23 protein-coding genes, 1 tRNA gene and 2 pseudogenes are annotated in these 23,943 nt (G+C 59.6%); 22 read left to right on the top strand and 4 right to left on the bottom strand.

Annotated features, from left to right (window positions below; translation table 11 throughout):
• Positions 1 to 36: 36 nt before the first annotated feature.
• The 4 genes from U5760_RS26525 to tatC all read left to right on the top strand — a co-directional run bounded on the left by U5760_RS26525 (position 37) and on the right by tatC (position 2,211).
• A complete protein-coding gene (locus tag U5760_RS26525; RefSeq protein ID WP_322015296.1) occupies positions 37 to 405 on the top strand; it encodes a histidine triad nucleotide-binding protein in 369 nt (122 codons plus the stop codon).
• Between the two features lie 151 nt (positions 406 to 556).
• Positions 557 to 799, top strand: a complete 243-nt coding sequence (tatA, locus tag U5760_RS26520; protein ID WP_322015295.1) for a Sec-independent protein translocase subunit TatA — start codon at positions 557 to 559, stop codon at positions 797 to 799.
• Between the two features lie 43 nt (positions 800 to 842).
• Positions 843 to 1,388, top strand: coding sequence for a Sec-independent protein translocase protein TatB (tatB, locus tag U5760_RS26515; protein ID WP_322015294.1), 546 nt, complete (start codon positions 843 to 845; stop codon positions 1,386 to 1,388).
• Positions 1,389 to 1,428: 40 nt separating this feature from the next.
• Positions 1,429 to 2,211, top strand: coding sequence for a twin-arginine translocase subunit TatC (tatC, locus tag U5760_RS26510; RefSeq protein WP_322015293.1), 783 nt, complete (start codon positions 1,429 to 1,431; stop codon positions 2,209 to 2,211).
• Positions 2,212 to 2,331: 120 nt separating this feature from the next.
• Here tatC and U5760_RS26505 read toward each other — a convergent pair whose 3' ends face one another.
• Positions 2,332 to 3,549 (bottom strand): Do family serine endopeptidase, encoded by a 1,218-nt coding sequence (locus U5760_RS26505; RefSeq protein ID WP_322015292.1) that lies wholly within the window; start codon positions 3,547 to 3,549, stop codon positions 2,332 to 2,334.
• Positions 3,550 to 3,568: 19 nt separating this feature from the next.
• On the opposite strand from U5760_RS26505, the gene U5760_RS26500 reads away from it, so the two are divergent.
• From U5760_RS26500 to U5760_RS26465, 8 genes are all read left to right on the top strand, one after another.
• Positions 3,569 to 4,315, top strand: coding sequence for a Nif3-like dinuclear metal center hexameric protein (locus U5760_RS26500; protein ID WP_322015291.1), 747 nt, complete (start codon positions 3,569 to 3,571; stop codon positions 4,313 to 4,315).
• 309 nt (positions 4,316 to 4,624) lie between these two features.
• A complete protein-coding gene (gene petA, locus U5760_RS26495) occupies positions 4,625 to 5,245 on the top strand; it encodes a ubiquinol-cytochrome c reductase iron-sulfur subunit (protein ID WP_322015290.1) in 621 nt (206 codons plus the stop codon).
• Positions 5,245 to 6,630 (top strand): cytochrome bc complex cytochrome b subunit, encoded by a 1,386-nt coding sequence (locus tag U5760_RS26490; RefSeq protein WP_322015289.1) that lies wholly within the window; start codon positions 5,245 to 5,247, stop codon positions 6,628 to 6,630. The genes petA and U5760_RS26490 overlap by 1 nt, the downstream gene beginning before the upstream one ends.
• Before the next feature lie 18 nt (positions 6,631 to 6,648).
• Positions 6,649 to 7,434 (top strand): cytochrome c1, encoded by a 786-nt coding sequence (locus tag U5760_RS26485; RefSeq protein ID WP_322015288.1) that lies wholly within the window; start codon positions 6,649 to 6,651, stop codon positions 7,432 to 7,434.
• A 107-nt stretch (positions 7,435 to 7,541) separates the two neighbouring features.
• The gene (locus tag U5760_RS26480) at positions 7,542 to 8,153 is read left to right on the top strand and encodes a glutathione S-transferase N-terminal domain-containing protein (protein ID WP_027797364.1); all 612 of its coding nucleotides are present in this window, start codon (positions 7,542 to 7,544) and stop codon (positions 8,151 to 8,153) included.
• A 72-nt stretch (positions 8,154 to 8,225) separates the two neighbouring features.
• Positions 8,226 to 8,717: a ClpXP protease specificity-enhancing factor gene (locus U5760_RS26475; RefSeq protein ID WP_322015287.1), complete on the top strand. Its 492-nt coding sequence runs from the start codon at positions 8,226 to 8,228 to the stop codon at positions 8,715 to 8,717.
• A gap of 18 nt (positions 8,718 to 8,735) precedes the next feature.
• Positions 8,736 to 8,811, top strand: a tRNA-Thr gene (locus U5760_RS26470).
• Positions 8,812 to 9,005: 194 nt separating this feature from the next.
• The gene (locus U5760_RS26465; RefSeq protein WP_322015286.1) at positions 9,006 to 11,612 is read left to right on the top strand and encodes an N-6 DNA methylase; all 2,607 of its coding nucleotides are present in this window, start codon (positions 9,006 to 9,008) and stop codon (positions 11,610 to 11,612) included.
• A gap of 51 nt (positions 11,613 to 11,663) precedes the next feature.
• On the opposite strand, the gene U5760_RS26460 is transcribed toward U5760_RS26465, so the two are convergent.
• A complete protein-coding gene (locus tag U5760_RS26460) occupies positions 11,664 to 12,002 on the bottom strand; it encodes a tyrosine-type recombinase/integrase (protein WP_322015364.1) in 339 nt (112 codons plus the stop codon).
• Between the two features lie 429 nt (positions 12,003 to 12,431).
• Between U5760_RS26460 and U5760_RS26455 the strand changes: the two genes are divergently transcribed.
• From U5760_RS26455 to U5760_RS26435, 5 genes and pseudogenes are all read left to right on the top strand, one after another.
• On the top strand, positions 12,432 to 12,605 hold the full coding sequence (locus tag U5760_RS26455; protein ID WP_322015285.1) for a stability determinant: 174 nt from the start codon (positions 12,432 to 12,434) through the stop codon (positions 12,603 to 12,605).
• 440 nt (positions 12,606 to 13,045) lie between these two features.
• Positions 13,046 to 14,088 (top strand): annotated as a pseudogene (locus U5760_RS26450) (site-specific integrase).
• Positions 14,089 to 14,260: 172 nt separating this feature from the next.
• Positions 14,261 to 14,764 carry a hypothetical protein gene (locus tag U5760_RS26445; RefSeq protein WP_322015284.1) on the top strand — a complete coding sequence of 168 codons (504 nt, stop codon included), beginning with the start codon at positions 14,261 to 14,263 and terminating at the stop codon, positions 14,762 to 14,764.
• Entirely contained in the window at positions 14,748 to 15,611 is an 864-nt protein-coding gene (locus tag U5760_RS26440) for a YecA family protein (protein WP_322015283.1), read from the top strand. Before U5760_RS26445 ends, U5760_RS26440 begins: the two co-directional genes overlap by 17 nt.
• A 59-nt stretch (positions 15,612 to 15,670) precedes the next feature.
• Entirely contained in the window at positions 15,671 to 15,865 is a 195-nt protein-coding gene (locus U5760_RS26435; RefSeq protein WP_322015282.1) for a hypothetical protein, read from the top strand.
• Positions 15,866 to 15,918: 53 nt separating this feature from the next.
• On the opposite strand, the pseudogene U5760_RS26430 reads toward U5760_RS26435, so the two are convergent.
• Positions 15,919 to 16,558, bottom strand: a pseudogene (locus U5760_RS26430) (DDE-type integrase/transposase/recombinase); the annotation flags it as partial.
• A 53-nt stretch (positions 16,559 to 16,611) separates the two neighbouring features.
• Positions 16,612 to 17,250 carry a GntR family transcriptional regulator gene (locus U5760_RS26425; protein ID WP_322015281.1) on the bottom strand — a complete coding sequence of 213 codons (639 nt, stop codon included), beginning with the start codon at positions 17,248 to 17,250 and terminating at the stop codon, positions 16,612 to 16,614.
• 211 nt (positions 17,251 to 17,461) lie between these two features.
• Here U5760_RS26425 and U5760_RS26420 point away from each other — a divergent pair, with 211 nt between their 5' ends.
• From U5760_RS26420 to U5760_RS26400, 5 genes are all read left to right on the top strand, one after another.
• Positions 17,462 to 18,133, top strand: a complete 672-nt coding sequence (locus U5760_RS26420) for a haloacid dehalogenase type II (RefSeq protein WP_322015280.1) — start codon at positions 17,462 to 17,464, stop codon at positions 18,131 to 18,133.
• A 59-nt stretch (positions 18,134 to 18,192) separates the two neighbouring features.
• Positions 18,193 to 19,365 carry a porin gene (locus U5760_RS26415; RefSeq protein WP_415914186.1) on the top strand — a complete coding sequence of 391 codons (1,173 nt, stop codon included), beginning with the start codon at positions 18,193 to 18,195 and terminating at the stop codon, positions 19,363 to 19,365.
• A gap of 2 nt (positions 19,366 to 19,367) precedes the next feature.
• Positions 19,368 to 20,756 carry an aspartate aminotransferase family protein gene (locus U5760_RS26410; protein ID WP_322015279.1) on the top strand — a complete coding sequence of 463 codons (1,389 nt, stop codon included), beginning with the start codon at positions 19,368 to 19,370 and terminating at the stop codon, positions 20,754 to 20,756.
• Positions 20,757 to 20,928: 172 nt separating this feature from the next.
• A complete protein-coding gene (gene ilvD / locus U5760_RS26405) occupies positions 20,929 to 22,698 on the top strand; it encodes a dihydroxy-acid dehydratase (protein WP_322015278.1) in 1,770 nt (589 codons plus the stop codon).
• Positions 22,695 to 23,570: an NAD(P)-dependent oxidoreductase gene (locus U5760_RS26400; RefSeq protein WP_322015277.1), complete on the top strand. Its 876-nt coding sequence runs from the start codon at positions 22,695 to 22,697 to the stop codon at positions 23,568 to 23,570. The genes ilvD and U5760_RS26400 overlap by 4 nt, the downstream gene beginning before the upstream one ends.
• The last annotated feature ends 373 nt before the right edge of the window (positions 23,571 to 23,943 follow it).

Genomic DNA, 23,943 nt, shown 5'->3' with positions numbered 1-23,943 from the left:
CGGCCGGGCCTACTGCCGTCATTCCCCCGGAGCACCATGAGTCACGACCGCAGCACCTGTCTTTTCTGCAAGATTGCCGACGGCGCCATCCCCAGCACCCGGGTGTACGAAGACGACGAGTTCGTGGCCTTCCGCGATATCCGTCCCGCGGCGCAAACGCATGTGCTCGTCATCCCGCGCCAGCATATTCCTACCCTTTCGGATTGCAACGAAACCGACGCTGCGCTGCTTGGTAGAATGTTTGTACTGGTTGCGCGTCTGGCAAAAGAGCTGGGCGTGGCGTACACGGGTGGCGACACCGGGTTTCGCACCGTCGTGAACACGGGGCCCGGCGGCGGGCAGGAGGTGTATCACCTGCACGCGCATGTGCTGGCCGGGCCGCGTCCGTGGCACCGCATGGGCTGAATGCCACGCTGACGCCACACTGCACCGGCACTATTTTCGAGTCGCGCCATGTCCTGCAAAGGGTGGCGCATACAAGCGGCGCGCCAACGGCGTTCCGCGGATTGCCTGCCGCGCATGAGGCGCGGTAACGGGGTCAAGGAGAATTGGAATCATGGGTTCGTTGAGCATCTGGCACTGGCTGATCGTTTTGCTGATCGTGGCGCTCGTCTTCGGCACGAAGAAACTGCGCAATATCGGCAGCGACCTGGGTGGCGCCGTGAAGGGTTTCAAGGAAGGCATGCGTGACGGCGAGACGCCCGAAGGCGACGCCCAGAAGCGCGAACTGCCGGCGGGCGGCAGCACGGTCGATGTCGAAGCCAAGGACAAGACCTCGCGTTCGAACGACTACCGCTAAGGCGGCCGGTCGTCCCACCTCAGGCTGACGGAAAGCTCCCTCCATGCTCGATCTGGGTCTTACCAAGATGGCGCTGATCGGCGTCGTCGCGCTGGTCGTGCTCGGGCCAGAGCGGTTGCCGCGCGTCGCGCGCACCGCCGGGGCCCTGTTCGGCCGCGCCCAGCGCTATATCAACGACGTCAAGGCGGAAGTCACGCGCGAGATCGAACTCGACGAACTGCGCCGCATGAAGACCGATTTCCAGGAAGCGGCGAGCAACGTCGAAAAGACCGTCCAGGACAACCTGCGCAAGCATGAGACCGAGCTCAACGACGCGTGGGCGAGCGGTACGTCGGTGTCGCCGAGCATTGCCGGCGGGGCGCCGGGCGTTGCTGAGGAACTGGCCGCCGGATCGGCGGCCGACACGTCGTCCTGGCGCAGCGGCAACGCGGGTGCGCCGGCCAAACGCAAGAACTGGCGCGTGAAGCAGACCGCGGCGCCGCTCTGGTACAAACGCGCCACGCTGCGGCGCACGCGTGTCCAGTCGGGCGCGGCGCGCGTCGCGCAGCATACGCCGGCCAGCCTGCGCCGTCCGGTGCGTTTCTTCTGATGTCCATCTTGCGCACGTTCATCATCAATCGAGGGCCGGTGTGAGCGACCCCCAGCAAAAACAGGATGAAGGTACCGAAGAGACCTTCATCTCCCATCTCGTCGAACTGCGCGACCGCATCATCCGCGCGGGCGTGGCCGTCATCGTCGTGTTCATCGGGCTCGTGTACTGGGCCCCGGACATCTTCCGGCTGCTCGCGCGCCCGCTCATGCAGAACCTGCCGCGCGACGGCAAGATGATCGTCACCGACGTCACCGGTTCGTTCTTCGTGCCGATGAAGGTCACGATGATGGTCGCGTTCGTGATCGCGCTGCCGGTCGTGCTCTACCAGATCTGGGCCTTCGTGGCGCCGGGCCTCTATCAGCACGAGAAGAAGCTCGTGGCGCCGCTCGTGGCGAGCAGCTACACGCTCTTCCTGTGCGGCATGGCGTTCGCCTACTTCGTCGTGTTTCCGACCATCTTCCGCGTCATGGCGCACTACAACGCGCCGCTGGGCGCGGAGATGACGACCGATATCGATAATTACCTGAGTTTCGTGCTCACCATGTTCCTTGCGTTCGGTGTGACCTTCGAGGTGCCGATCGTCGTGGTGCTGCTCGTGCGTATGAACCTGCTGACGGTGAAGAAGCTCAAGGAGATTCGTCCGTACGTGGTCGTGGGCGCGTTCGTTGTCTCGGCGGTCGTGACGCCACCGGATGTGTTCTCGCAGCTCATCCTCGCGCTGCCGCTGATCGTGCTGTACGAAGCCGGGATCATTGCCGCGCGGATCTTCGTCGGCACCGGCGAGAAACCGGCCGACGAAAGCCAGGCAGCCAGCAGCTAGGCCAGTGCGCCGCACTGCCCGCAGGCGGCCAGGCGATTCAGGCGGGTCACGCCAACGAAAAAGGCCGCGAACGGTGAGTTCGCGGCCTTTGTCTTTCCGGCGGGCGCCTCGCTCAGGCGATCAGCCGCCGTTGTCGTCGTCTTCGCCGTCTTCCTGCTCCGGCTGCCTGGGCGGCGGTGGCCGCTTGCCGATCAGCACGTCCAGATCCATGTCCTTGTTCTTGCGCACGAGGTGAACCTTGGCGTCCGTGCCGGGCTTGATCTGCGCGATGACGTTCAGAAGCCGCGTCGTGTCGGTGATTTCCTCGCCGTTCACGGAAAGCAGGATGTCGCCCGGCTTGATGCCGGCCTTGTCCGCCGGGCCGCCCTGCAGCACGCCCGCGACGATCGCGCCCGACTTCTGGTTCAGCCCGAACGACTCGGCGATCTCGGGCGTCACGTCCTGCGGCTCCACGCCGATCCAGCCGCGCGTGACCGAGCCGGTGGTGATGATGCTCTCCAGCACGCTGCGCGCCGTGGAGACGGGAATGGCGAAGCCGATCCCGAGCGAGCCGCCCGAGCGCGAGTAGATGGCCGTGTTGATGCCGAGCAGGTTGCCATTCACGTCGACGAGCGCGCCGCCGGAGTTGCCGGGGTTGATCGGCGCGTCGGTCTGGATGAAATTCTCGAAGGTATTGATGCCGAGGTGATTGCGCCCGAGCGCGCTGATGATGCCCATGGTGACCGTCTGGCCCACGCCGAACGGATTGCCGATGGCGAGCACCACGTCGCCCACGCGCGCCTGGTCCATGCGGCCGAGCGTGATGGTGGGCAGGTTCGGCAGGTTGATCTTGAGCACCGCCAGGTCGGTTTCCGGATCGATGCCGATGACTTTCGCGTTGGTGGTGCGGCCGTCCGAGAGCGCGATTTCGATCTGATCCGCGCCGTCGATCACGTGCTGGTTCGTTAGAATGTAACCGTCCGGACTGACAATGACCCCCGAGCCGAGATTCGCGGCCGGTTGCTCCTGCTGCTTGCGGTTGTTGTTCTGATTGCCGAAGAAGTAGCGAAATAGCGGGTCGTTCTGGCGCGGATCGGGCGGAAGCGATCCGTCCTTGCTCGAGAATACGTTGACGACCGCGGGCATGGCCTTCTGGGCGGCGTCCGCATAGGAGTTCTGCGCCGTGCCACCGCCGATGCCGGGTGCCACCTCCCGCAGAGCCACGATCGGTTCGGCGAGCTGCTTGCCGAACTGCCCCTGATGCTGCAGCCACTGCGGCTTGAGCGTCGCGACGATGAACATCAACGCGAGCAGGACCGTCACCGCCTGGGCGAAGAACAGCCAAAAGCGTCTAAGCATCTGAAGATTAGAGGATTATATGGATCGGATCGAACTGGAATTGTATCTGAACAATCTTCTCGAAGCCGCGCGCTTCAAGGACTATTGCCCCAACGGCCTGCAGGTGGAGGGGCGCCGCCGCGTGGAGAAGATCGCGACCGGCGTGACCGCCTCGCTCGCATTCCTCGAGGCCGCGCTGGAGTGGGGCGCCGACGCCGTGCTGGTCCATCACGGCTACTTCTGGAAGAACGAGGCGCCGCAGATCACGGGCCGCAAGTACCGGCGCCTGAAGACGCTGCTTCAGAACGATCTGAGCCTCTTCGCCTACCATCTGCCGCTCGACAGCCATCCGGAGCTCGGCAACAACGCCCAGCTGGGCGCGCGCCTCGGCTGGATCGGCGAGCAGCGGTTCGGCGAGCAGGATCTCGGCTGGATGGCGACCTTGCCCATGCCCATCACGCTCGCGCACTTTTCCGCGCAGGTCGAGCAGACGCTGGGTCGCGTGCCGCTCGTGCTGGGCGACCCGGACTGGGAGCTGCGCCGCGTGGCGTGGTGCACGGGCGCGGCGCAGGGCCTCTTCGAAGCCGCGATCGATGCCGGCGCCGACGTTTTCCTGACCGGCGAGATCTCCGAGCCGACTTTCCACGTCGCCGCGGAAAGCGGCGTGGCGTTCCTCGCGGCGGGCCATCACGCGACCGAGCGTTTCGGCGTGCAGGCCGTGGGGGCGCACCTCGCCGATGTATTCGGCATCGAACATCTTTTCATCGATATCCACAATCCGGTGTAAATGCGCTTTAGGTGCGGGCTGGGCGAATTATCCGTTGCATGAGCCGGCGCGTTTGCGCCGGCTGCTGCACGAAACATCGCAAGAGATTTATTCAAGAGTCGTTTACAAAAACAAAATAAAAAACTCTTTTTCGTGCGGGAAAACCCCGAGATATCAAGGACTTCGCGCGCTTTTTAGAAGCCGCCCCTTGTAAATGCCAACTCCATTCGCGCAAACTAGCGTTCGGCGGTAATGAGGGCAGTGAAGCGCGTAGTAAAGCGGGAAAGCACGGCGTGACGGATAAATCCAACTCAGAAGTGGGGCGATGTGATGCGAGACAATGAAAATGACCGCGTCGATGGCAGCCGCCGTACCTGGCTGATTGCGACGTCCGTAGCAGGTGGCATAGGAGGCGTAGCCACTGTCGTACCGTTCGTAGCTTCGTTTGCACCATCCGAGAAAGCGCGCGCCGCCGGGGCGCCCGTCGCAGTCGATATCACCAATCTGGAACCCGGCAGCATGATGACGGTGGCCTGGCGCGGCAAGCCGGTGTGGATCCTGAACCGCACCGACCGCATGATGGCCGATGTCGTGAAGGCCGATCCCGAACTGGCCGACCCGAACTCCGAGCATCCGTTCTCCATGCCGATGCCGGAGTACTGCAAGAACGAATACCGCTCGCGTCCCGAGCACAAGAACATCCTCGTGGCCGTGGCCGTCTGCACCCATCTGGGCTGCACGCCGACACCGCGCTTCCAGGAAGGCCCGCAGCCCAATCTCCCCGACGACTGGCCCGGCGGCTTTCTCTGTCCGTGCCACGGCTCCACCTACGACCTCGCCGGGCGCGTGTTCAAGAACAAGCCCGCGCCGCAGAACCTCGACATCCCCCGGTACATGTTCGCGTCTGCCACGCAGATCGTGATCGGCAAGGACGAACAAGGAGAAGCGTAATGGCGACGGGAACCGACAACAAGGTTGAGACGACGGGACTGCTCGGCTGGATCGACAAGCGTTTCCCGCTCACCGCGACATGGCGCGCGCATGTGTCCGAGTACTACGCGCCCAAGAACTTCAACTTCTGGTACTTCTTCGGCTCGCTCGCGCTGCTCGTGCTGGTGAACCAGATCGTCACCGGCATCTTCCTTACCATGAACTACAAGCCCGACTCGACGCTCGCGTTCGCGTCGGTGGAGTACATCATGCGCGAGGTGCCGTGGGGCTGGCTGATCCGCTACATGCACTCGACGGGCGCCTCGATGTTCTTCGTGGTCGTCTATCTGCACATGTTTCGCGGGCTTTTGTACGGTTCTTACCGCAAACCGCGCGAACTCGTCTGGATCTTCGGCTGCGCGATCTTTCTGTGCCTGATGGCCGAAGCGTTCTTCGGCTACCTGCTGCCGTGGGGCCAGATGTCGTTCTGGGGCGCCCAGGTGATCGTGAACCTGTTCTCGGCGATTCCGTTCATCGGGCCGGATCTCTCGCTCTGGATTCGCGGCGACTACGTCGTGTCGGACGTCACGCTCAACCGCTTCTTCGCGTTCCATGTGATCGCGATTCCGCTGGTGCTGATCGGGCTCGTTGTCGCGCACATCGTCGCGCTGCACGAAGTGGGGTCGAACAACCCCGATGGCATTGAGATCAAGGAGAAAAAGGACGCGAACGGCATTCCGCTCGACGGCATTCCGTTCCATCCCTACTACTCGGTGCACGACTTCATGGGCGTGTGCATCTTCCTGATGATCTTCGCGGCGATTGTCTTCTTCGCGCCGGAAATGGGCGGCTACTTCCTCGAAGCGAACAACTTCATCCCGGCCAACCCACTGCAGACGCCGCCCGAAATCGCCCCGGTCTGGTACTTCACGGCGTTCTACGCGATGCTGCGCGCCACGACCGACCCGTTCAAGATCGTGCTGATGATCGTGATCGCGCTGCTCGGCCTGCTTTCGCTCGTGCGGGCGCGCGGCAAATGGCGCGTAGGCCTGCCGGTGCTGGCGATCCTCGTGATCCTCGCCATGTACTTCACTGAATCGAAGTTCTGGGGTGTCGTGGTGATGGGCTCGGCGGTGATTTCGCTCTTCTTCCTGCCCTGGCTCGACCGGGCGCCGGTGAAGTCGATTCGCTACCGGCCGACGTTCCACAAGGTTTTCCTCGGGATTTTCGTCGTCGCCTTCCTGACGCTGGCATTTTTGGGGACAAAACCACCATCGCCTGCGGCCACGCTGATCGCGCAGGTTTGCGCCCTCGTGTATTTCGCGTTTTTCCTCGGCATGCCGGTCTGGACGCCGCTTGGCACGTTCAAGCAGCCGCCTGAGCGCGTGCGGTTCAAGCCCCATTAACCTGTGAGCGAGGAAAACATGACGACAAAATCCCTCTTTGCGGCGCTCACCCGCGTGGGCGCCGGCTTCGGCGTGGCAGCGCTGGCGCTGGTCTGGGCGCTGGCGGCGGCGCCGGCGCAAGCCCAGGAAAACATTCCACTCGACCGCGCACCCGATAACGGCGAAAATCTTGCTTCGCTGCAACACGGCGCGCAATTGTTTGTAAACTATTGCCTGAACTGCCATAGTGCGAACCTGATGCGCTACAGCCGGTTGCAGGATATCGGCATCCCGCAGAAGCAGATCGAGGACAATCTCCTGTTCACGACCGACAAGGTCGGCAACACGATGTCGATCGCCATGCGGCCGGACGACGCGAAAGTGTGGTTCGGCGTGGCGCCGCCGGACCTCTCGGTCGAGGCGCGCGCACGCGGGCGCGACTGGCTGTACACGTATCTGCGCAGCTTCTACCGCGACGACACGCGCCCGACCGGCTGGAACAACCTCGTGTATCCGAACGTGGGCATGCCGCATGTGCTCTGGCAACTGCAGGGCATCCGCACGGCGAAGTTCGAGGACGCGACGGACGCGGAAACCGGCGAGAAGGTCCACAGCTTTACGGGGTTCCAGCAGGTCACGCCGGGGACGCTCACGCCGGTGGATTATGATGCTGCCGTGGCCGATCTGGTGGCGTACCTGGGGTGGATGTCCGAACCAGAGCAGAAGACCCGCAAGCAGCTTGGTGTGTGGGTACTGCTGTTCCTCGGCGTCCTGAGCTTTTTTGCGTGGCGACTGAACGCTGCGTACTGGAAAGATATCAAATAGGCACGTCCTGACCGACGTGGGGCCGGCGCCGCGAGCAAACCGTCTGGACGCTGTCTGACGGATCGTTCGCCCGCTGGCCTTTTGGGTTTATTGAGGAAATGTAAATCATGATGGTTCTGTACTCCGGCACTACCTGCCCGTTCTCCCAGCGTTGCCGGCTGGTGTTGTTCGAAAAGGGCATGGACTTCGAAATTCGCGACGTCGACCTGTTCAACAAGCCGGAAGACATCGCCGTGATGAACCCGTATGGTCAGGTGCCGATTCTGGTCGAACGCGACCTGATTCTGTACGAATCGAACATCATCAACGAGTACATCGACGAGCGCTTCCCGCATCCGCAACTGATGCCGGCCGACCCGGTGCAGCGCGCCCGCGCGCGTCTGTTCCTGCTCAATTTCGAGAAGGAACTGTTCGTGCACGTGAGCACGCTCGAAAACGAGAAGGGCAAGGCGGCCGAGAAGAACCACGAGAAGGCGCGCCTCGCGATCCGCGACCGCCTCACGCAGCTCGCGCCGATCTTCCTGAAGAACAAGTACATGCTGGGCGAAGAGTTCTCGATGCTCGACGTCGCGATCGCGCCGCTCCTGTGGCGCCTCGATCACTACGGCATCGAACTGTCGAAGAACGCCGCGCCGCTGATGAAGTACGCCGAGCGCATTTTCAGCCGTCCGGCCTATATCGAAGCGCTGACGCCTTCGGAAAAGGTGATGCGCCGCTAAGCCTCCCGGGCAACCAGGGGCGGCACGCGCGCGGCTGGCTGGCGCGGCGTGCGCCCCGGCAAAGGATCGTTGATGCAAGAGATTTCCACGAAGCCGTACCTGCTTCGCGCGTTGTACGAATGGTGCACCGACAATGGCTTCACGCCGCATATCGCGGTGCGGGTCGATAACCGGACGCGCGTGCCGCGCCAGTTCGTGCGCGACGGCGAGATCGTGCTGAACATCAGCTTCGAGGCGACGAGCCAGTTGCAGATGGGCAACGAGATGATCGAGTTCCACGCCCGCTTTTCCGGCAAGTCGCACAAGATCGAGGTGCCGGTGCCGAACGTGCTGGCGATCTACGCGCGCGAGAACGGACAGGGCATGGCGTTTCCGGTCGAAGCCGCGGCGGGCGATGCCAACGACGTGCTGCCTTCCGCTCAGGACGAGCACGAAGAGGCGGGCGCTGGCGAGTCGCACGAAGCGGCCGACGCTGCACAGCAGGCTGCCGAGCCGGATGTTCCCGAGAAGGGTGGCGACGACGGCGCGAAGGGCGGCAAGGGCCACCTCAAGATCGTGAAATGAGGTAGAATCGCGGGCTACGCCGGCTTAGCTCATCTGGTAGAGCAGTTGATTTGTAATCATCAGGTGGCGGGTTCGAGTCCTGCAGCCGGCACCAGTACCCATACGGGTTCCAGAGATGGGACCCGTTTTTTTTTGCTCTACAAAAGACGGCTTGTTCTACAAACGGGTTGGGTTTGGCGCTCGCTCAGCGTCCGAACGGCAGATCAACCGCCGAGCTATCCCGTTTACAACTTTTGTTCGCGCCTCAACTCCTAGGAACTGAATCAGATGGCACTAAAGGACCTAAAGGTGAAGGATCTGACGAATGAAGCGGCTGTTGAGGCACGCTTCGTCGATCCTTTGCTACAAGAATTAGGGTACGAGCACGATGACATCAAGCTCAAGACATCGATCAGCGAATTCACCGTAGGCAAAGGCCGTGTCGCTGTGCTTTACAAGCCTGACTATATCGTCAGCGTTGGCGGCATCCCCGTTGCGGTAATAGATGCAAAAAGTCCGAGCGAAAATATCGCAGATTGGGAACACCAGTGTTCCTCTTACTGCCTTGAATTAAACAAGCTACACGACTATAACCCTGTTCTGTATTTTGTTCTCACGAACGGAGTTAAAACTGCGCTGTATCAATGGGACAAGAAAGAGCCCCTGTGTACCTTTGTTCTTGATGATGTGACGAAAGGGACGCCGGCGTATTCGCAATTCGTGAAATTATTTGAGAAAAAGAATCTCGCGAAGCAAAGTAAATCGATCCGAAGTGAAATTGAAAAGACCGAATTTCAATTCGAAAAGCGTAGTCTGGATGATTTGGTAAATTTGTTCCAAAAAATACACCAGTATATTTGGAGCAAGGAGAAGATGAGTCCCAGTGCAGCATTTGGTGAGCTCATAAAAATTATTTTTGTGAAAATTCGATGCGACCGACGAATTCATGAAAGTTATGGGGCTAATCCGACTCCTCTTTATAAGGATGTTATTTTCTCTTCGTATTGGATATCTATACAAACGGAGAGTGAGAGCCCTATTAATGATCCACTCCTGAAAAATTTGATCGATTCTCTCGAAAAAGATATTCGGGAAGGAAAGAAAAAACGATTTTTCGACGAGGGCGAACAGATCAATCTGAGCGCCGAGACGATCCAGTGGGTTGTTAAGGAGTTGGAGAACGTTGACCTGTACGGCATGGAGGAGGACGTCCATGGCCGGATGTTCGAAGCATTCCTTGATGCGACGGCACGCGGGCGAGAGCTAGGTCAGTTTTTTACGCCTCGTGACATCGTGAACCTGATGGTTCAACTCGCCGATATCCGAGTCGAAAAGGGCGCGGTCGATAAGGTCCTGGATGCATGCTGCGGTTCCGGCGGATTTCTCATTGCCGCGCTCAACCTCATGTTGAAGAAGGTTAATGCCATGGTCGGCCTCAGTTCTGCCGAAAAGCGTGCATTACTCGACAGGATTCAACGGAAAAGTGTATTCGGGATAGATGCGGGGGCGAGTCCGTCGATTTATCGAATTGCGAGAATGAATATGTATCTCCACGGCGATGGAGGTAGCAATATTTATTGGGCTGATGCTTTGGATAAGACGATCGGCCAAGTTGGTCGTAATAGTCTTGAACATTCGCTTGAGCTGAAAGAGTTGAGGGAAATCCTACTCAAGGAAGATACAAAATTCGATGTAATTTTGTCGAACCCTCCGTTTTCCCTTAAATATAGTAATGACGATCAATACCAAAAAGAGATTCTAAATCAGTACGCAGTACGGCTTGATCGTGATGCAGGAAAGGTCATGCGAAGTCTATTGAGTAGCGTTATGTTTATCGAGCGCTACCGTGATCTCGTGGCGGACGATGGAAAGATCTTCGCAGTAATTGATGAGTCGATACTCTCTGGACAGTCGTACAGTTTCGTTCGGGATTATATTCGGGCTAATTTTATTATTTTGGGCGTGATCTCCTTGCCTGGGGACGCATTTCGGCGCTCGGCTGCGCGGGTCAAGACCTCAATTCTGGTTCTCCGCAAGCGTCATGATAATGAGGAGCAGCCGGACGTCTTTATGACGAGTTCGGTGTACCTTGGGCTGGACGCTAAGGTTGCTAAGCGCATCGGCTTATCCGGAGCTGACCTCGAGGCGGAGAAGGCGCGCGAGACGAAAGAAATCATTCGGCAGTTCACGGCATTCAGGAAAGGACGGCCAGGAGATTACGCGATCCCAGCCGCCGACATCGACGATCGGCTAGACGTTAAGTTTTGCGTAAACAAGCGGCTGAATACGGATCGGCACCTGACATGGTCTTCGAAAGGCTTCACGATCGCGACCTTGGGGTCGGCCCTAAAGCTGGCAAAAAACCGGGCAACCTCAGTAGAGGAAGGGGAGGACTACCAGTTCCTTAGAGTTAGCTACGACGGGGAAGTTAACGAAGGCGAGTTGATCAACGGAGATGAATGCTCCTACCGCACACTCTACGAAACGAAGGCGTGGGACATCCTCTGCTCGAATATGGGCATTGGGCGTGGCGCGATTGCAATCGTGCCTCCGTATCACGCGGGAAAATTCGTATCGAATGAGTACACGATTCTCCAGGCCACTTCTCATGAGGAAGCGATTTATTACGTCAACCTCATCCGCACAAAAGAGATACTGGCCGACATTCTCTCCGCAAACACGGGCATGAATCGTGGTCGAATCCAATGGGACGTCATCTCACAAATTGAGGTGCCGCTATACGATAGCGACTTAGCAAGCACAAAGGCTTTGGTTGGTGAGTTGGAGGCATACTGGAAAACGTTCCAGCAACTGACCAAAAGCAGGGATAGCCACTACGTCGAACTCAACCGCTCTTTGGGCATCGACGACAAGGTTGCGCTTCGGAGGTGGCTGGCCTATAAGCCGCCCGAATAACACACGCGGCGATCATCGAAAACGATCTCTTCGCATGCTGTGAGCGCAGGCTCATCTCGTAGGCGTAACCCTTTTTCCTCGCTTCCGCACGTAATGTTCGGCCATGGCCACGCTGCCATGGCCGAGCAACGACTGCGCCTCTCGCAAGTCGCTCGCGCTTTCTTTGTCTGTTCCGGCTTTCGCGCGGAGATCCCTGAATTGGAAGTCACTCTTGGCGATCCCTGCGGCATCGCGAGCCTTGTCGAAACGAAACCGTAACGCTGCGCGCCCGAGTGGTTCGCCATCCTCATCAACAATGAGTTTCGTTGCGCGCGGATTGTGAGTCTGCTTGCGGGAGGAGATTCGACGCAAGAGATTCGCTAAGGTGTATCGCCGCGAGACGTTGAGCAGCTAACAGAGGAGTATTTCGATGCCTTGACGCTGTTGCAGGACCATTTCTATGGGCCACACGAGGCGATTGAGCAACCCATATGGAACGCGGACAGTGCTACATCGACGCAGCAGACTGACTCTGCACAATTCAAGGGTAGTTCGCGAGCAAACACTACGCTCGGCGCGGCGATAGCGTGGCTGGCTTACCAGCGGAGACTCGAATCTCTTACCGAACAATTCAAAGACACTCCGATCGAGAGGGATGATCCAAGAAAGCTCATCGCTCTGATTGATCGGCTAAGATTGGCTCGTGCCGACGAGGCACTCAAATTGAGCAAGAAGCCCTTCGGCACATTGCTTGCGTCGCGAGGGAAGTAAAAAGATAGGCAAATGTGACACCCTGAACCCGGGCACAGGTTCGCACCATAGCCAACTGAGAGTTCACCCATGGACAAAATCTTTCCCACGCGTGTCTCGGAGTTCGAAAGTGCCGAGCAAGACGCACGCTATACAGCCTGGCTGCGAGCGAAGGTTGCCGCGAGCTTGGCTGATCCGCGCCCTGTTGTTCCGCAACAAGAAGTGGAGCGCCGCATGGCCGAACGTATTGCACAGCTCCACTGACGTAAAGCCGTTTGATGTCACCGATTCTAAGATCAGAAGCGTTGGATCCGAGTGGATCCGACTAGCTTCTCTGTCGTCAAGTCACCACTACACCAACGCAACGCCTGCAACTCGATGGCGGAACTCGCATGTCGCTGCCGGCCCAGAATCTACTGAAGAACTCCCGAAACACTGACAACCGACGTTCTACAAACAAAAGAGAGCGCTAATATTGGCGAGCGTTTGCCTATGGGGTGCTCATCGTGTTTGTAGACTAGGTTTTTACCTAACTGTTTGTTTTTTCGGGTGATTGACGAAGCTTTGTAATCATCAGGTGGCGGGTTTGAGTCCTGCAGCCGCACCAATAAAATCAAAGGGTTACGTGAATTTCACGTAACCCTTTGTGCTTTCTGGGCGTTGAAAAGTACATTTTCGGTACAGTCAGCTCTCAGAACAGGTACATGGCAACCATCGTCAAGACGCCTTCCGGGACGTGGAAGGCGGTCATCCGCAAGATTGGTTGGCCGACAACGGCCAAGACTTTCCGCACCAAACGCGACGCTGAGGATTGGACACGCCGAACCGAAGATGAGATGGTTCGGGGCGTCTACCTGTCTCGCGCCCCGTCCGAAAAGCTCACGGTGTCGGCCGCGTTGAAGCCGTACATGGAAGAGGTGTCGGGTACCAAGAAAGCGACCACGCAGCGCAGTGAGAAATTCACACGGAGCTACCTCGAAGCCTTCTTCGGCAAGTACTCAATGGCGGCTGTTAGTGCCGACCTCGTCGCGAAGTACCGCGACGAACGCTTAGTGGCGGGCAAATCCAACAATACCGTGCGCATCGAACTCGCGATGCTCGGTCATCTGTTTCGAGTCGCGATTCAGGAGTGGGGACTCGGGCTCACGTTCAATCCTGTCGCCAACATCCGAAAGCCGAGCCCAGGAGCTGGGTGGAATCGTCGCTTGTCGCCGGAGGAGCAGCAGCGACTGTTCGATGCTGTTGGCGCTCATAGCAACCCAATGCTCGGTTGGGTCGTGCGGCTAGCGGTCGAGACGGGCATGCGCTCATCGGAAATTACCGGGCTGCGACGCTCGCAGATCGATTTTGATCGGAGAGTCGTTATTTTGCGCGACACCAAGAATGGTACGGCGCGGACTGTTCCATTAACTCGTGCCGCGGCCGAAATTCTGCGCGCAGCGCTGGACAATCCAATACGCCCTATCGACCCGGATCTTATCTTTTTGGGCGAGCCCGGTCGGGATGGTCGGCGCAAGCCGTATGTGTTCCAGAAGCTTTGGGCCGGTATCGTTCGCGAGCTCGGTTTTGCCGATCTCCATTTCACGACTTGCGCCACGAAGCGGTTAGCAGACTCATAGAAGCGGGTTCCAGCGACCAAGAGGTCGCCGCTATCAGCGAACACAAGTCGATGCAGATGTTGAAGCGCTATAAACACCTGTGCTCAGAGGAATTAGTAACCAAGCTGGACAGACTCGTGCGCTCGTAGCACGGGCATATTTGGACCCTTGCATACGCCGCCCAATCGCGGGAATGTCTTGACCAACGAAGGCTGATCGCTCCGTGTCCGGCCACCGTGATAGATGATTGACGCGGGGCCGCCGGCACCTGAAAATTTTGGTGCCTATCAATTCACCACAATTTAATTTTTGGGGCGAGACTTGCTAAAAAATCAAATTCAATCTAGTGACGAGCTCTCCGTTCATACCGTCACAGATGACGCAACGTATCAGGAGTACTTCAGTTCGGGCCAAGGTGGTATCGGCCTCGTCCCGGAACCCTATGGCAACACTTCGCTCGGCCTGAAGGCCGACGGCGCCGATTTCGCAAAATGGCTCAAGCAACAGCGTCCTGAACTCCCGATTTCGCTGCCGACCTCATCGCCAAGGATTACTCTTCATAGTGTCGATGTTTGGCTTCCGTTGATATACCTATCGAGCGATGTCGCGATGCCAGTATTGCTGAATCTGGTCTCTAATTACCTGTATGACAAGCTCAAAGGAAAATTACCACAGGATCGGCCGAAGGTTCACTTGTCTGTCATGTATCAGAATAAGCGGGACGGTACTACAAAGAGATTCGAATTCTCAGGTGATGGCGATTCGTTAAGCAAGGCTATCAAACGTTTCGATCTGGATAATTTCTTCGATGAAACTACTCAATAGCAGCGAGGGCGTAGCCTTACTGGCTGGAATGCACGACGTAATTAAAGCTCATCTCGTCAAAATCGATTTGGAGGTCGGCGTGGACTCGTCGGCCGCCCTTGATGGCCTACTTGATCAACTGAAGGCAGTGCGCGAAATTCACGCGAGTAGTCCTGATGAGGTTTTGAATGACATATTCATTCTGGAGACGTATGTAACGTTCTTTCGTTCATATGGCCGGATTTGGCGGAAAATTTCAGAGGGGCGCTATTCGGAATCATGGCGGGCATTGCAGGACGCTAGCGACTCGCTTCGCGTAATTCGTAGACTTTCCGGTTTTACCTTGACTTCTTTGGTCGAGCAGTTGTTTGCGCTAGAGTCACTCTACCCCTACAAAATTTTTGCCAGCTGCGGTTTCGTTGTTGAGCGATTTGAGTGCAGTATATGTGGCAATGACATTGACTCATTTGAATGCAATCATCGAAAGGGTGAGCTATATCGAGGGCAGATGGCGTATGGCATTGCAAAAAATATACTTGAAATTGATCACGTGGCTCTCGTCGAAAATCCGGTTGACAAACGTTGTGTGGTCTCAATTCAAGACAACGCACCTGGGTTTAGCGGTGTTCAATATCTTCGCGACGCATTCAATCAAAAGCATCTTTCGGTGTCAAATTTCGGGGGCGTAGCTTGGGGTAAGAAACTGGTGCCAAATTCCGAATATACGCTGCCCGGGAGAAATGAACCCTGTTACTGTCGAAGCGGGAAGAAATTCAAGCGCTGCTGTATTGATAAGAAATTTCGCGAGATCGACCACGCAGAAATATTGCCAGAGCTTTCCATTTTCGAAAGAAGCGGGCTTTGCTAATTTCGGCACCTGATGCAGATGGCCGGTGGACAACGGTCCCCGGCTGAATTGACTGCGCGATGTTCGAGAACAGAGGTCTTGGTGATCGCGTTGCGCCAATCAAGGTACTTTCTTACGCGCAGCGGCTTGATTTCGTCCAATGGCGCTGGAGGCGCATCGAAAAATTCGTACAGCTTGGAGAGCTGAAAAATGTTTGTCCTGAGCCGCTTGGGTTTTCTGGACAGATTGCAGTGTTAGTGGTCGGTCTTTCATGAGCCTTCGGCCGTAGACCGAAGGCTGTACTGCCGGGCGAGTTCACCTAGCGTCAAATGTCCAGCAGGCGACCGGAGAATTCGCTGCCATTATCGGCAAACAGGAAGCGTGGCGCACGGCGCTGCGCCACCAGACGGTTCAGTACCGACACAACGTCCTCCGCACGCAGCCGCTTTCCAACCTCGATGGCGAGCGCTTCGCGGCTGAAGACGTCCACGACAGTTAGCGCTCGCAGACGGCTACCGTCGACCCGTTGGTCCGCCACGAAGTCCCGGCTCCAGACCTCGTTTGGACGCGTTGGCACGCAGCGTTCGCGGCGCGACCATCCTGCGTCGCCCGGGCAGTTTCGAGCGCAGTTGCATTTGTTCTTCGGCGTAGAGCCAGTGAACGCGGTTGCGGCTCACGTGCCAGCCTTCCCGTTTGAGCAGCACGTGCACCCGGCGGGTAGCCTTACCGCACACGGGTCTGGGCAATCTCGCGCATGCTTTGGCCCAACGCCGTCTGGGGATCCTTGACGCTGCGATAGTAGTGGGTGCTGCGCGCCTGCTTGACCAACCGGCACGCCCGCTGCGTAGGAAGACCGTAGTGATCCACGATGTAGCTCACTGCCTGTCCCTTCAGCGCGGGCGGCGCCACTTTTTTGTGGCGATATCCTGCAGGATGGGCTTGTCAAGGCTGAGTTCCGCAACCAGCTTCGGGGATACGTGCCGCAGAGCGTCGAGCGAACCGTGATGAGAGCGGGCGCGCGTCAGGCGTGACTCACGCTTTGCAGACGGCGGCAGACCACCTCTCCCGTTTGCAGAATGTGCGCCGCTACCAGCCGGCTAGCCGCCGCAGCCTTGCGGGCGACGCACAGCTCCAGCAGTTGCTGATGTTCCGCATGTGACTGCTGTAGTTGGTCCGGCTCTTCCGCCACGAAGCGGAAATAGCGATCGAAGTTGAGACGCAGCGACGTAACAAGCGCGAGGGTTCGCGGACGCGGGGCCGCAGCATAAAGACTGTCGTGAAACGCAGCGTTCCAGTCCAGCACTTCGTTTTCATCCTCGCAGCCGTTCAGATGTTCGAGTATGTCCGCCGATGTCTGCAACTGCTCGGCCGTCAGTAGCGGGATTGAATAACGCAGCGCTTTCGCTTCGAGAAAGCTGCGCAACTCGGCGAGTTCCAGCGCATCGTCGGCATTGAGCGCGGCCACCGACACGCCACGGCGTGGTTCCGCAGTGAGAAATCCCTCGGCAACGAGCTGCGAGAACGCTTCCCGCACGATGGTCTGACTCACGCCGTACGCACTCGCGATCCCGTCCTGCATGACCCGTTCGCCTGATCGGCGAACGCCCCCGATGATCTCTTTGCGAAGCAACTTCGCGATCGTCGAAGCGGCGGTTGCCATTCCCATTTCGCTGCTCTCCCGCGTGCGTGACATTGCCAGTGTGATCAAACCTGCTACCCGAAACGGAGCGAGCGTAAGCCAAGCGCCGATTCCGCGCAACCCGCTATCGATATTTTTAATTGATAGGTAAGGGTAAACTACTTTTTAACGATTATCGATAATCGATTACTATGCGCGAAGAGTTACCTATTCCAACTTTCTCGGAGCACATATGGACAAGTGGATCACGTTCGACTGTTACGGCACCCTCGTCGACTGGCGCGCGGGTATGAGGGCATCGCTGGAGATCGTGTCGCCGGGCAACGGCGAACGGCTGCTCGCGTTGCATCGCAAGGTCGAAGGCGAGATCGAGATCAACGAAGCGTATCGGCCTTATCGCGAAGTGCTGGCCGAGTCGGTACGGCGCATGGCTGCGGAACTCGGGCTCGCTCTGGCTGGGGGAAACGAAGAAATATTGTCGGCCACGATGCCGTTCTGGCCGCTTTACGCCGACACCAACGCGGCGCTGCTGCGTCTGAAGGAATTGGGTTACCGGCTCGCGATCCTGTCGAACGTCGACCGCGACCTGATCTCCAGAACGCTGCGTCACTTCGATGTGCTGTTCGATCTGGTCGTCACCGCGCAGGACGTCAGGTCCTACAAGCCTGCAGACGCTCACGCCAGATTTTTTCTCGAACGGTCCGGGGTCCAGCCGGGGAACTGGGTCTACGCGGCGGTCAACAACCAGTACGACCTCGTCGCTGGCAATCGGTTGGGCGCGCAATGCATCTGGATCAACCGTGACGCGGAGCGTGCAGCCGATACCGGGTTTCTTGCCGCTGAACTGAGCGGCATGCGCGAGTTGCCCGACACGCTCGTGCGTCTCGCTTCAGCGCGCCGCTGACGCACCCCACAAACCGGCCCGCTTTCTGGCGGCGATCACCCGAATCGAGAGAGTCGACCATGTTGAAATCGAAACACTTTGCAGTTGCCATGCGCCTGAACGTGCTTGGCGCACTGATCGCGATGGCCTGGATTGCGCCGCGGGCCGCGTTCGCGCAGTCGGCCGTCAGCCTGTACGGCATCATCGAAGAAGGCGTGGACTATGTGAACAACAGTGGCGGTCACAGCCTGGTTCAATTGCGCGACGGGACCTACGCCGGCACTTACGGCAGCCGATGGGGCCTGAAAGGCACCGAAGACCTCGGCGGCGGCATGTCGGTGATTTTCCGGCTCGAGAACGGCTTCAGCCTGGAGAACGGTCAATTGCGGCAAGGCGGACTGGAATTCGGGCGACAGGCGTATGTCGGATTGTCCGATCAGCGGTTCGGAACCGTGACTTTCGGACGGCAATACGATTCGGTGGTCGACTATCTGCAGGAAGTCATTTTTCCGTGGGGCGGCCTGTTCGTACACGGCGGCGACATCGACAACACTGCGAATTCGTTTCGCGTCAACAACGCGATCAAGTACGCCAGCCCGACGATCGGCGGATTGCGCTTTGGCGCGATGTACGCGTTTTCCAACGTCAACGGCCCCGGCACTTCGACGACCGGCATGTACAGCGCCGGCGCCGACTACACCATCGGCGGCCTGACGCTCGGCGCCGCCTATTTCTACGCGAAAAAGCCGGGCACGCTGTTCGCCGACGGCGATTTCGGACCGAACACGCAAGGTAACGCGATTGGCAACACCGGGCCGTTTAGCTACGTCGGCCAACCCGACAACGAGCGCATCATGGGCGTCGCGGCGAACTACGTGCTCGGAAAGACCACAGTCGGGCTCGACTACACGAATACGCGTTTCGCCGATGCCAACGGTACGACGCACGCCGTGACGTTCCAGAACTTCGACGCCTGGATGAACTACGCCATCACCGCGGACTTGATCCTGGGAGCCGACTACACGTTCACGCTCGGAAACATCAACTACAACGGACAGCAACCCAAATACCATCAGGCCGGGTTCATCGCAAACTACTCGTTGTCGAAACGAACGAGTTTCTATCTGTCGACCGTATATCAGCGCGCGGCGGGCTCCGCACCGGTCGCGGTGGTGTTCAACGGCGCGGTCGGCGATCCTTCGACTACGCGAAGCCAGTTGGCCGCGCGCCTCGCGATGGTTCACAAGTTCTGATCGTGCATGGCGGCCTGCGGATCGAAGGAAATCTCGCTGCCCGCGTCCTTAAAACCCCGGGAAACAAGATGAATACGAACAAGTCTTCTCTCTCCGACGAAATCGATGCGATTCTCGAGCGTCTTTACACCGATTTCGCCGATGCCAATCCGGACAGCCGGCGACGCTATCAGAATGCGCTGGCCAACATGCCGGGTGGCAACACGCGAACCAACCTGTTTTATGAGCCGTTTCCGCTGACGATCGCACGAGGCGAGGGCGCGCGCCTCTGGGACGTGGACGGCCACGAATACGTCGATCTAATCGGTGAATATACGGCTGGTGTGTATGGCCATTCGGCACCGGAAATTCGCGAGGCCGTGCACCGCGCGATGGTGCAAGGCATCAACTTCGCGGGAAACAATCTGTTCGAAGGTCAACTCGCTGAACTGGTCTGCAAGCGCTTCGCTTCGGTCGAGCGCGTGCGCTTCACCAACTCCGGCACGGAGGCGAACCTGATGGCGCTCAATGCCGCGATCGGCTTCACCGGGCGCAAGAAAATCGTCGTGTTCGAAGGTGGATATCACGGCGGCATGATCAGTTTCGGCATGCGAGGCGCGCCGACCAATGCGCCGTACGATTTCGTGCTGCTCGAATACAACGACCGGGTGGGTGTCAGGGAAGCCTTCGCGCGACTCGGCGATTCGATCGCCGCAGTCCTCGTCGAACCGATGCTCGGCGCAAGCGGTTGCATCCCCGCATCGCCCGATTTTCTCGCGACACTTCGGGCCGCCACCGAGCGAAGCCGTTCGCTTCTGATCTTCGACGAAGTCATGACGTCCAGGCTGGCTGGAGGCGGTCTTCAAGCGACTCTCGGCATACGCCCAGATCTGACCACGCTGGGAAAATACATCGGTGGCGGCATGTCATTCGGCGCGTTTGGCGGGCGTGCGGACGTCATGCAGCAGTTCGATCCACGAGCCGGCCGTCTCGCTCACGCCGGCACGTTCAACAATAACGTGGTCACGATGGCCGCTGGTATCGCGGGTCTGAGCCAGTTGTTTCCGCCTGCGGCGGCGGACGCGCTGTCGGCCAGAGGCGAACGCATGCGAGCCGCGCTAAACGAGGTTTGCGAGGCGCACGGCGTTCCGATGCAGTTCATCGGCGTAGGGTCCGTGATGAATGCCCACTTCACGTCGAAAGCGGTCACCAGCATCCGGGACATCGCCGATGTGGACATACGTCTTCGCAAGCTCCTGTTCATGTCGCTCCTCGCGGAAGGTTTCTATCTCGCACCGCGAGGGTTCACCGTTCTTTCCCTGCCGCTGAGCGACGACGATATCGCACAGTTTGTCGCGGCCGTCGAACGGTATGTTGTTCGCTATGCGCCTGTCATCCGCGCGCTCGGCTGAGCGTGGCTTGCCGGCGTGCAACGCTGCCGCGACTTCGGTTACGTCGGATCGCGGGTTGCCGCGCGCCGGCAACCCGCGAACCTTTGCATGCTTTCTGTGCCACGCGCCTGCCATCGCGGCTCAGGTAATCGCCGCGGATAACGGCTGCTATTTCACAACGGTTAATCGAATTATGTCCTCACACTACAAGCCACTCGGCAAGCATCGATCGCGCCGCGTCACCGATGGCGTAACACGCGCCCCGCATCGCGCCTTCCTGCGCGCGACCGGCCTCGACGACGAGTCGATGCAAAAGCCGTTCGTCGCCGTCATCGATACGTTCGGCGAGAACACGCCGTGTTCGATGTCGCTGAACGGCGTTTCCGACAACGCGCGTCTGGGCATCGCCGCGGGCGGCGGCGTGCCGATCCGCGGCACCGCGATCTCCGTCTCGGACGGCACGTCGATGAATCACCAGGGCATGCGCATGAGTCTCGTGTCGCGCGAGGTCGTCGCCGATAGCGTCGAGCTGTTCGTGCGCGCGCATGCATACGACGCGATGGTTGGCGTGGCCGGCTGCGACAAGACACTGCCCGGCATTCTGATGGGCATGGTGCGTGTCAACGTGCCGGGCGTGTTCCTGTTCGGAGGCGCGATGCTGCCGGGCACCGCGCCCGGCCAGCTGCCCGGTGGCGCCGGCACCGGCCTGCAACGCCAGGCCACCATTCTCACGACGATTGAAGCGGTCGGCGCCGCGCAGCGCGGCGACATCACGCGCGCGCAACTCGACGCGATCGAAAAAGGCTGCACGCCGGGCGCGGGCTCGTGTCCTGGCCAGTTCACCGCCAACACGATGGCGATGGTCGCCGAGGCGCTCGGCCTCGCGCCGCTCGGCTCGGCGATGGTACCGGCGGTCTACAGCGAACGCATCGCGATTGCGCGCCGCGCGGGAGAAACCGTGATGCGCACGCTGATGCAAGGCGGTCCGCTACCGCGCGATCTGGTGACGCGGAAGAGTCTCGAGAACGCCACGGCCGCGGTCGCCGCGACCGGCGGCTCGACCAACGCCGCGCTGCATATTCCAGCGATCGCTCACGAAGCGGGCATCCGCTTCACACTCGACGACGTCGAGCGCGTGTTCGCGAAGATTCCGCTGATCGGCGATCTGCAGCCGGGCGGCCGCTTCCTCGCGCAGGATCTGCACCACGCCGGCGGCGTGCCGGCCGTGCTCAAGGCGCTGCTCAAGGGCGGCTATCTGCACGGCGACGCGCTCACGCTCGAAGGCCGCACGCTCGACGATGCGCTGACGCACGCCGCCGACCCCGACGGCGAAGTCGTGCGCGCGTGCGAGTCGCCGATCGGCGAGAACGGCGGTCTCGTGATCCTGCGTGGCAATCTCGCGCCCGATGGCGCGTGTCTGAAGGTGGCGGGACTGAAGTCACTGCAATTCGACGGCACCGCGCGCATTTTCGAATGCGAGGAGGACTGCATGGCGGTGGTCGCTGCGCGCACGTACGAAGCCGGCGACGTGTTGGTGATCCGCAACGAAGGCCCGAAGGGCGGTCCCGGCATGCGCGAAATGCTCAGCGTGACCGCGGCGATCTACGGACAGGGCATGGGCGAGAAAGTTGCGTTGCTGACCGACGGACGTTTCTCGGGAGCGACGCGCGGCATGTGCATCGGCTATGTGGGACCCGAAGCGGCGAAGGGCGGCCCGATCGCTTTGCTGATGAACGGCGACCGCGTGCGCATCGACGCGATCGCACGCACGCTGCACGTCGATCTCACCGACGACGAACTCGCGCGACGCCGCGCCGCGCTGCCGCTGCGCACGCCGAAGCGGCTCGCCGGCGTGCTCGAAAAGTACGAGGCGCTGGTGCGGCCCGCGCATCTGGGCGCGGTCACGCATTCGGGCGCGCTCGAATGGCCGTACGACGCGCCGACGCCGGGAGACGACGTGTGAGCGCGCTATTCGAAGTGGGTTTCTGCGGTCTTGGCAAGATGGGATTGCCGATGGCGCGGCGGTTGATCGAAGCCGGGCATCGGGTGGCGGTCTGGAACCGGTCGCCCGATAAAGCGCATATGCTGGCGGCGTTGTCGACGTCGTGTGTCGTATGCGGCACACCCGCCGAAGTCGTCACGCGGGCGCACGTGGTGCTGCTGTGTCTAGCCGATGGCGCGGCTGTCGAAGCGGTCGTGTTCGGCGATCAGGGCCTCGCTTCGTTTGCCTCGGACAGCGGCGTGACCATCGTCGATCATTCGACGCTCGCGCCATCGCACACACGCTCGCTTGCTGCCCGCTGGCGAGAGACCACGGACGGTGTCTGGATCGACGCACCGGTGTCGGGCGGCGTAGCAGGCGCCTCGAACGGCACGCTCGCCATCATGGCGGGCGGCGATGCAGCGCGAATCGCCGCGCTATCCCCGCTGCTAGCGGCCTTTGCCGCACGAGTTACGCACATGGGCGACATCGGCGCGGGGCAGGCGACCAAGCTCGTCAATCAGACCATCGTCATGACGACGATCGCGGCGATTGCCGAGGCGACACGGCTCGCACAGCAGGTGGGTATCGACGCTGCGATGGTGCCTGTTGCTCTCAAGGGCGGCTGGGCCGACTCGGTGCTCATGCAGACGCTTCAGCCACTCATGCTGACGCCACCGGAGCATCCGACCGGTTCGATTCGGACGATGCTTAAGGATATGCAAGCCATGACGGAGTTTGCGGAACAGAGTGGCATTAAGCTGCCGGTTGCTGCGCGCGTGCGAGAGTGGTTGGAGCGCGCAGTGGCCAATGGCTTCGGCGACGCGGATATCTCGCAGATTGTGTGCGCATAGTTTCTCCATGGCTACAGTGTGCAGTATCCGACTGTAGTTGCGCCTCTTCCGGACATTTGTCACGCATCTATCAGTGACCGTTGTTGGCCGCGTACGACCTTATGCGATTCGCATCGGCGCGGCTGCGGATGGTTGAGAGCGACTGGCTCGACGCGACTCGAAGTGGTCATTGGATCGCCTGGCACCGGAATGGCGCGTTTCGGCATCGAAACCGCCATCTACTTAAGGCTAACCTCGTATTGCGCGCTCGCGAATGTTGTTCGCACATCGGAATTTGAAGCTTTGTGAAGGAGTTCAGCCTTCACAGGTGTTGGCGACTTACTCGCCGAGATACGCCGCGCGCACCTTCGGATCGTCGAGCATCTGCTTCGCG

The sequence above is a fragment of the Paraburkholderia sp. J12 genome (assembly GCF_905220215.1).
GTDB lineage: Bacteria > Pseudomonadota > Gammaproteobacteria > Burkholderiales > Burkholderiaceae > Paraburkholderia.
This window is presented reverse-complemented; position numbering and strand designations above follow the sequence as displayed.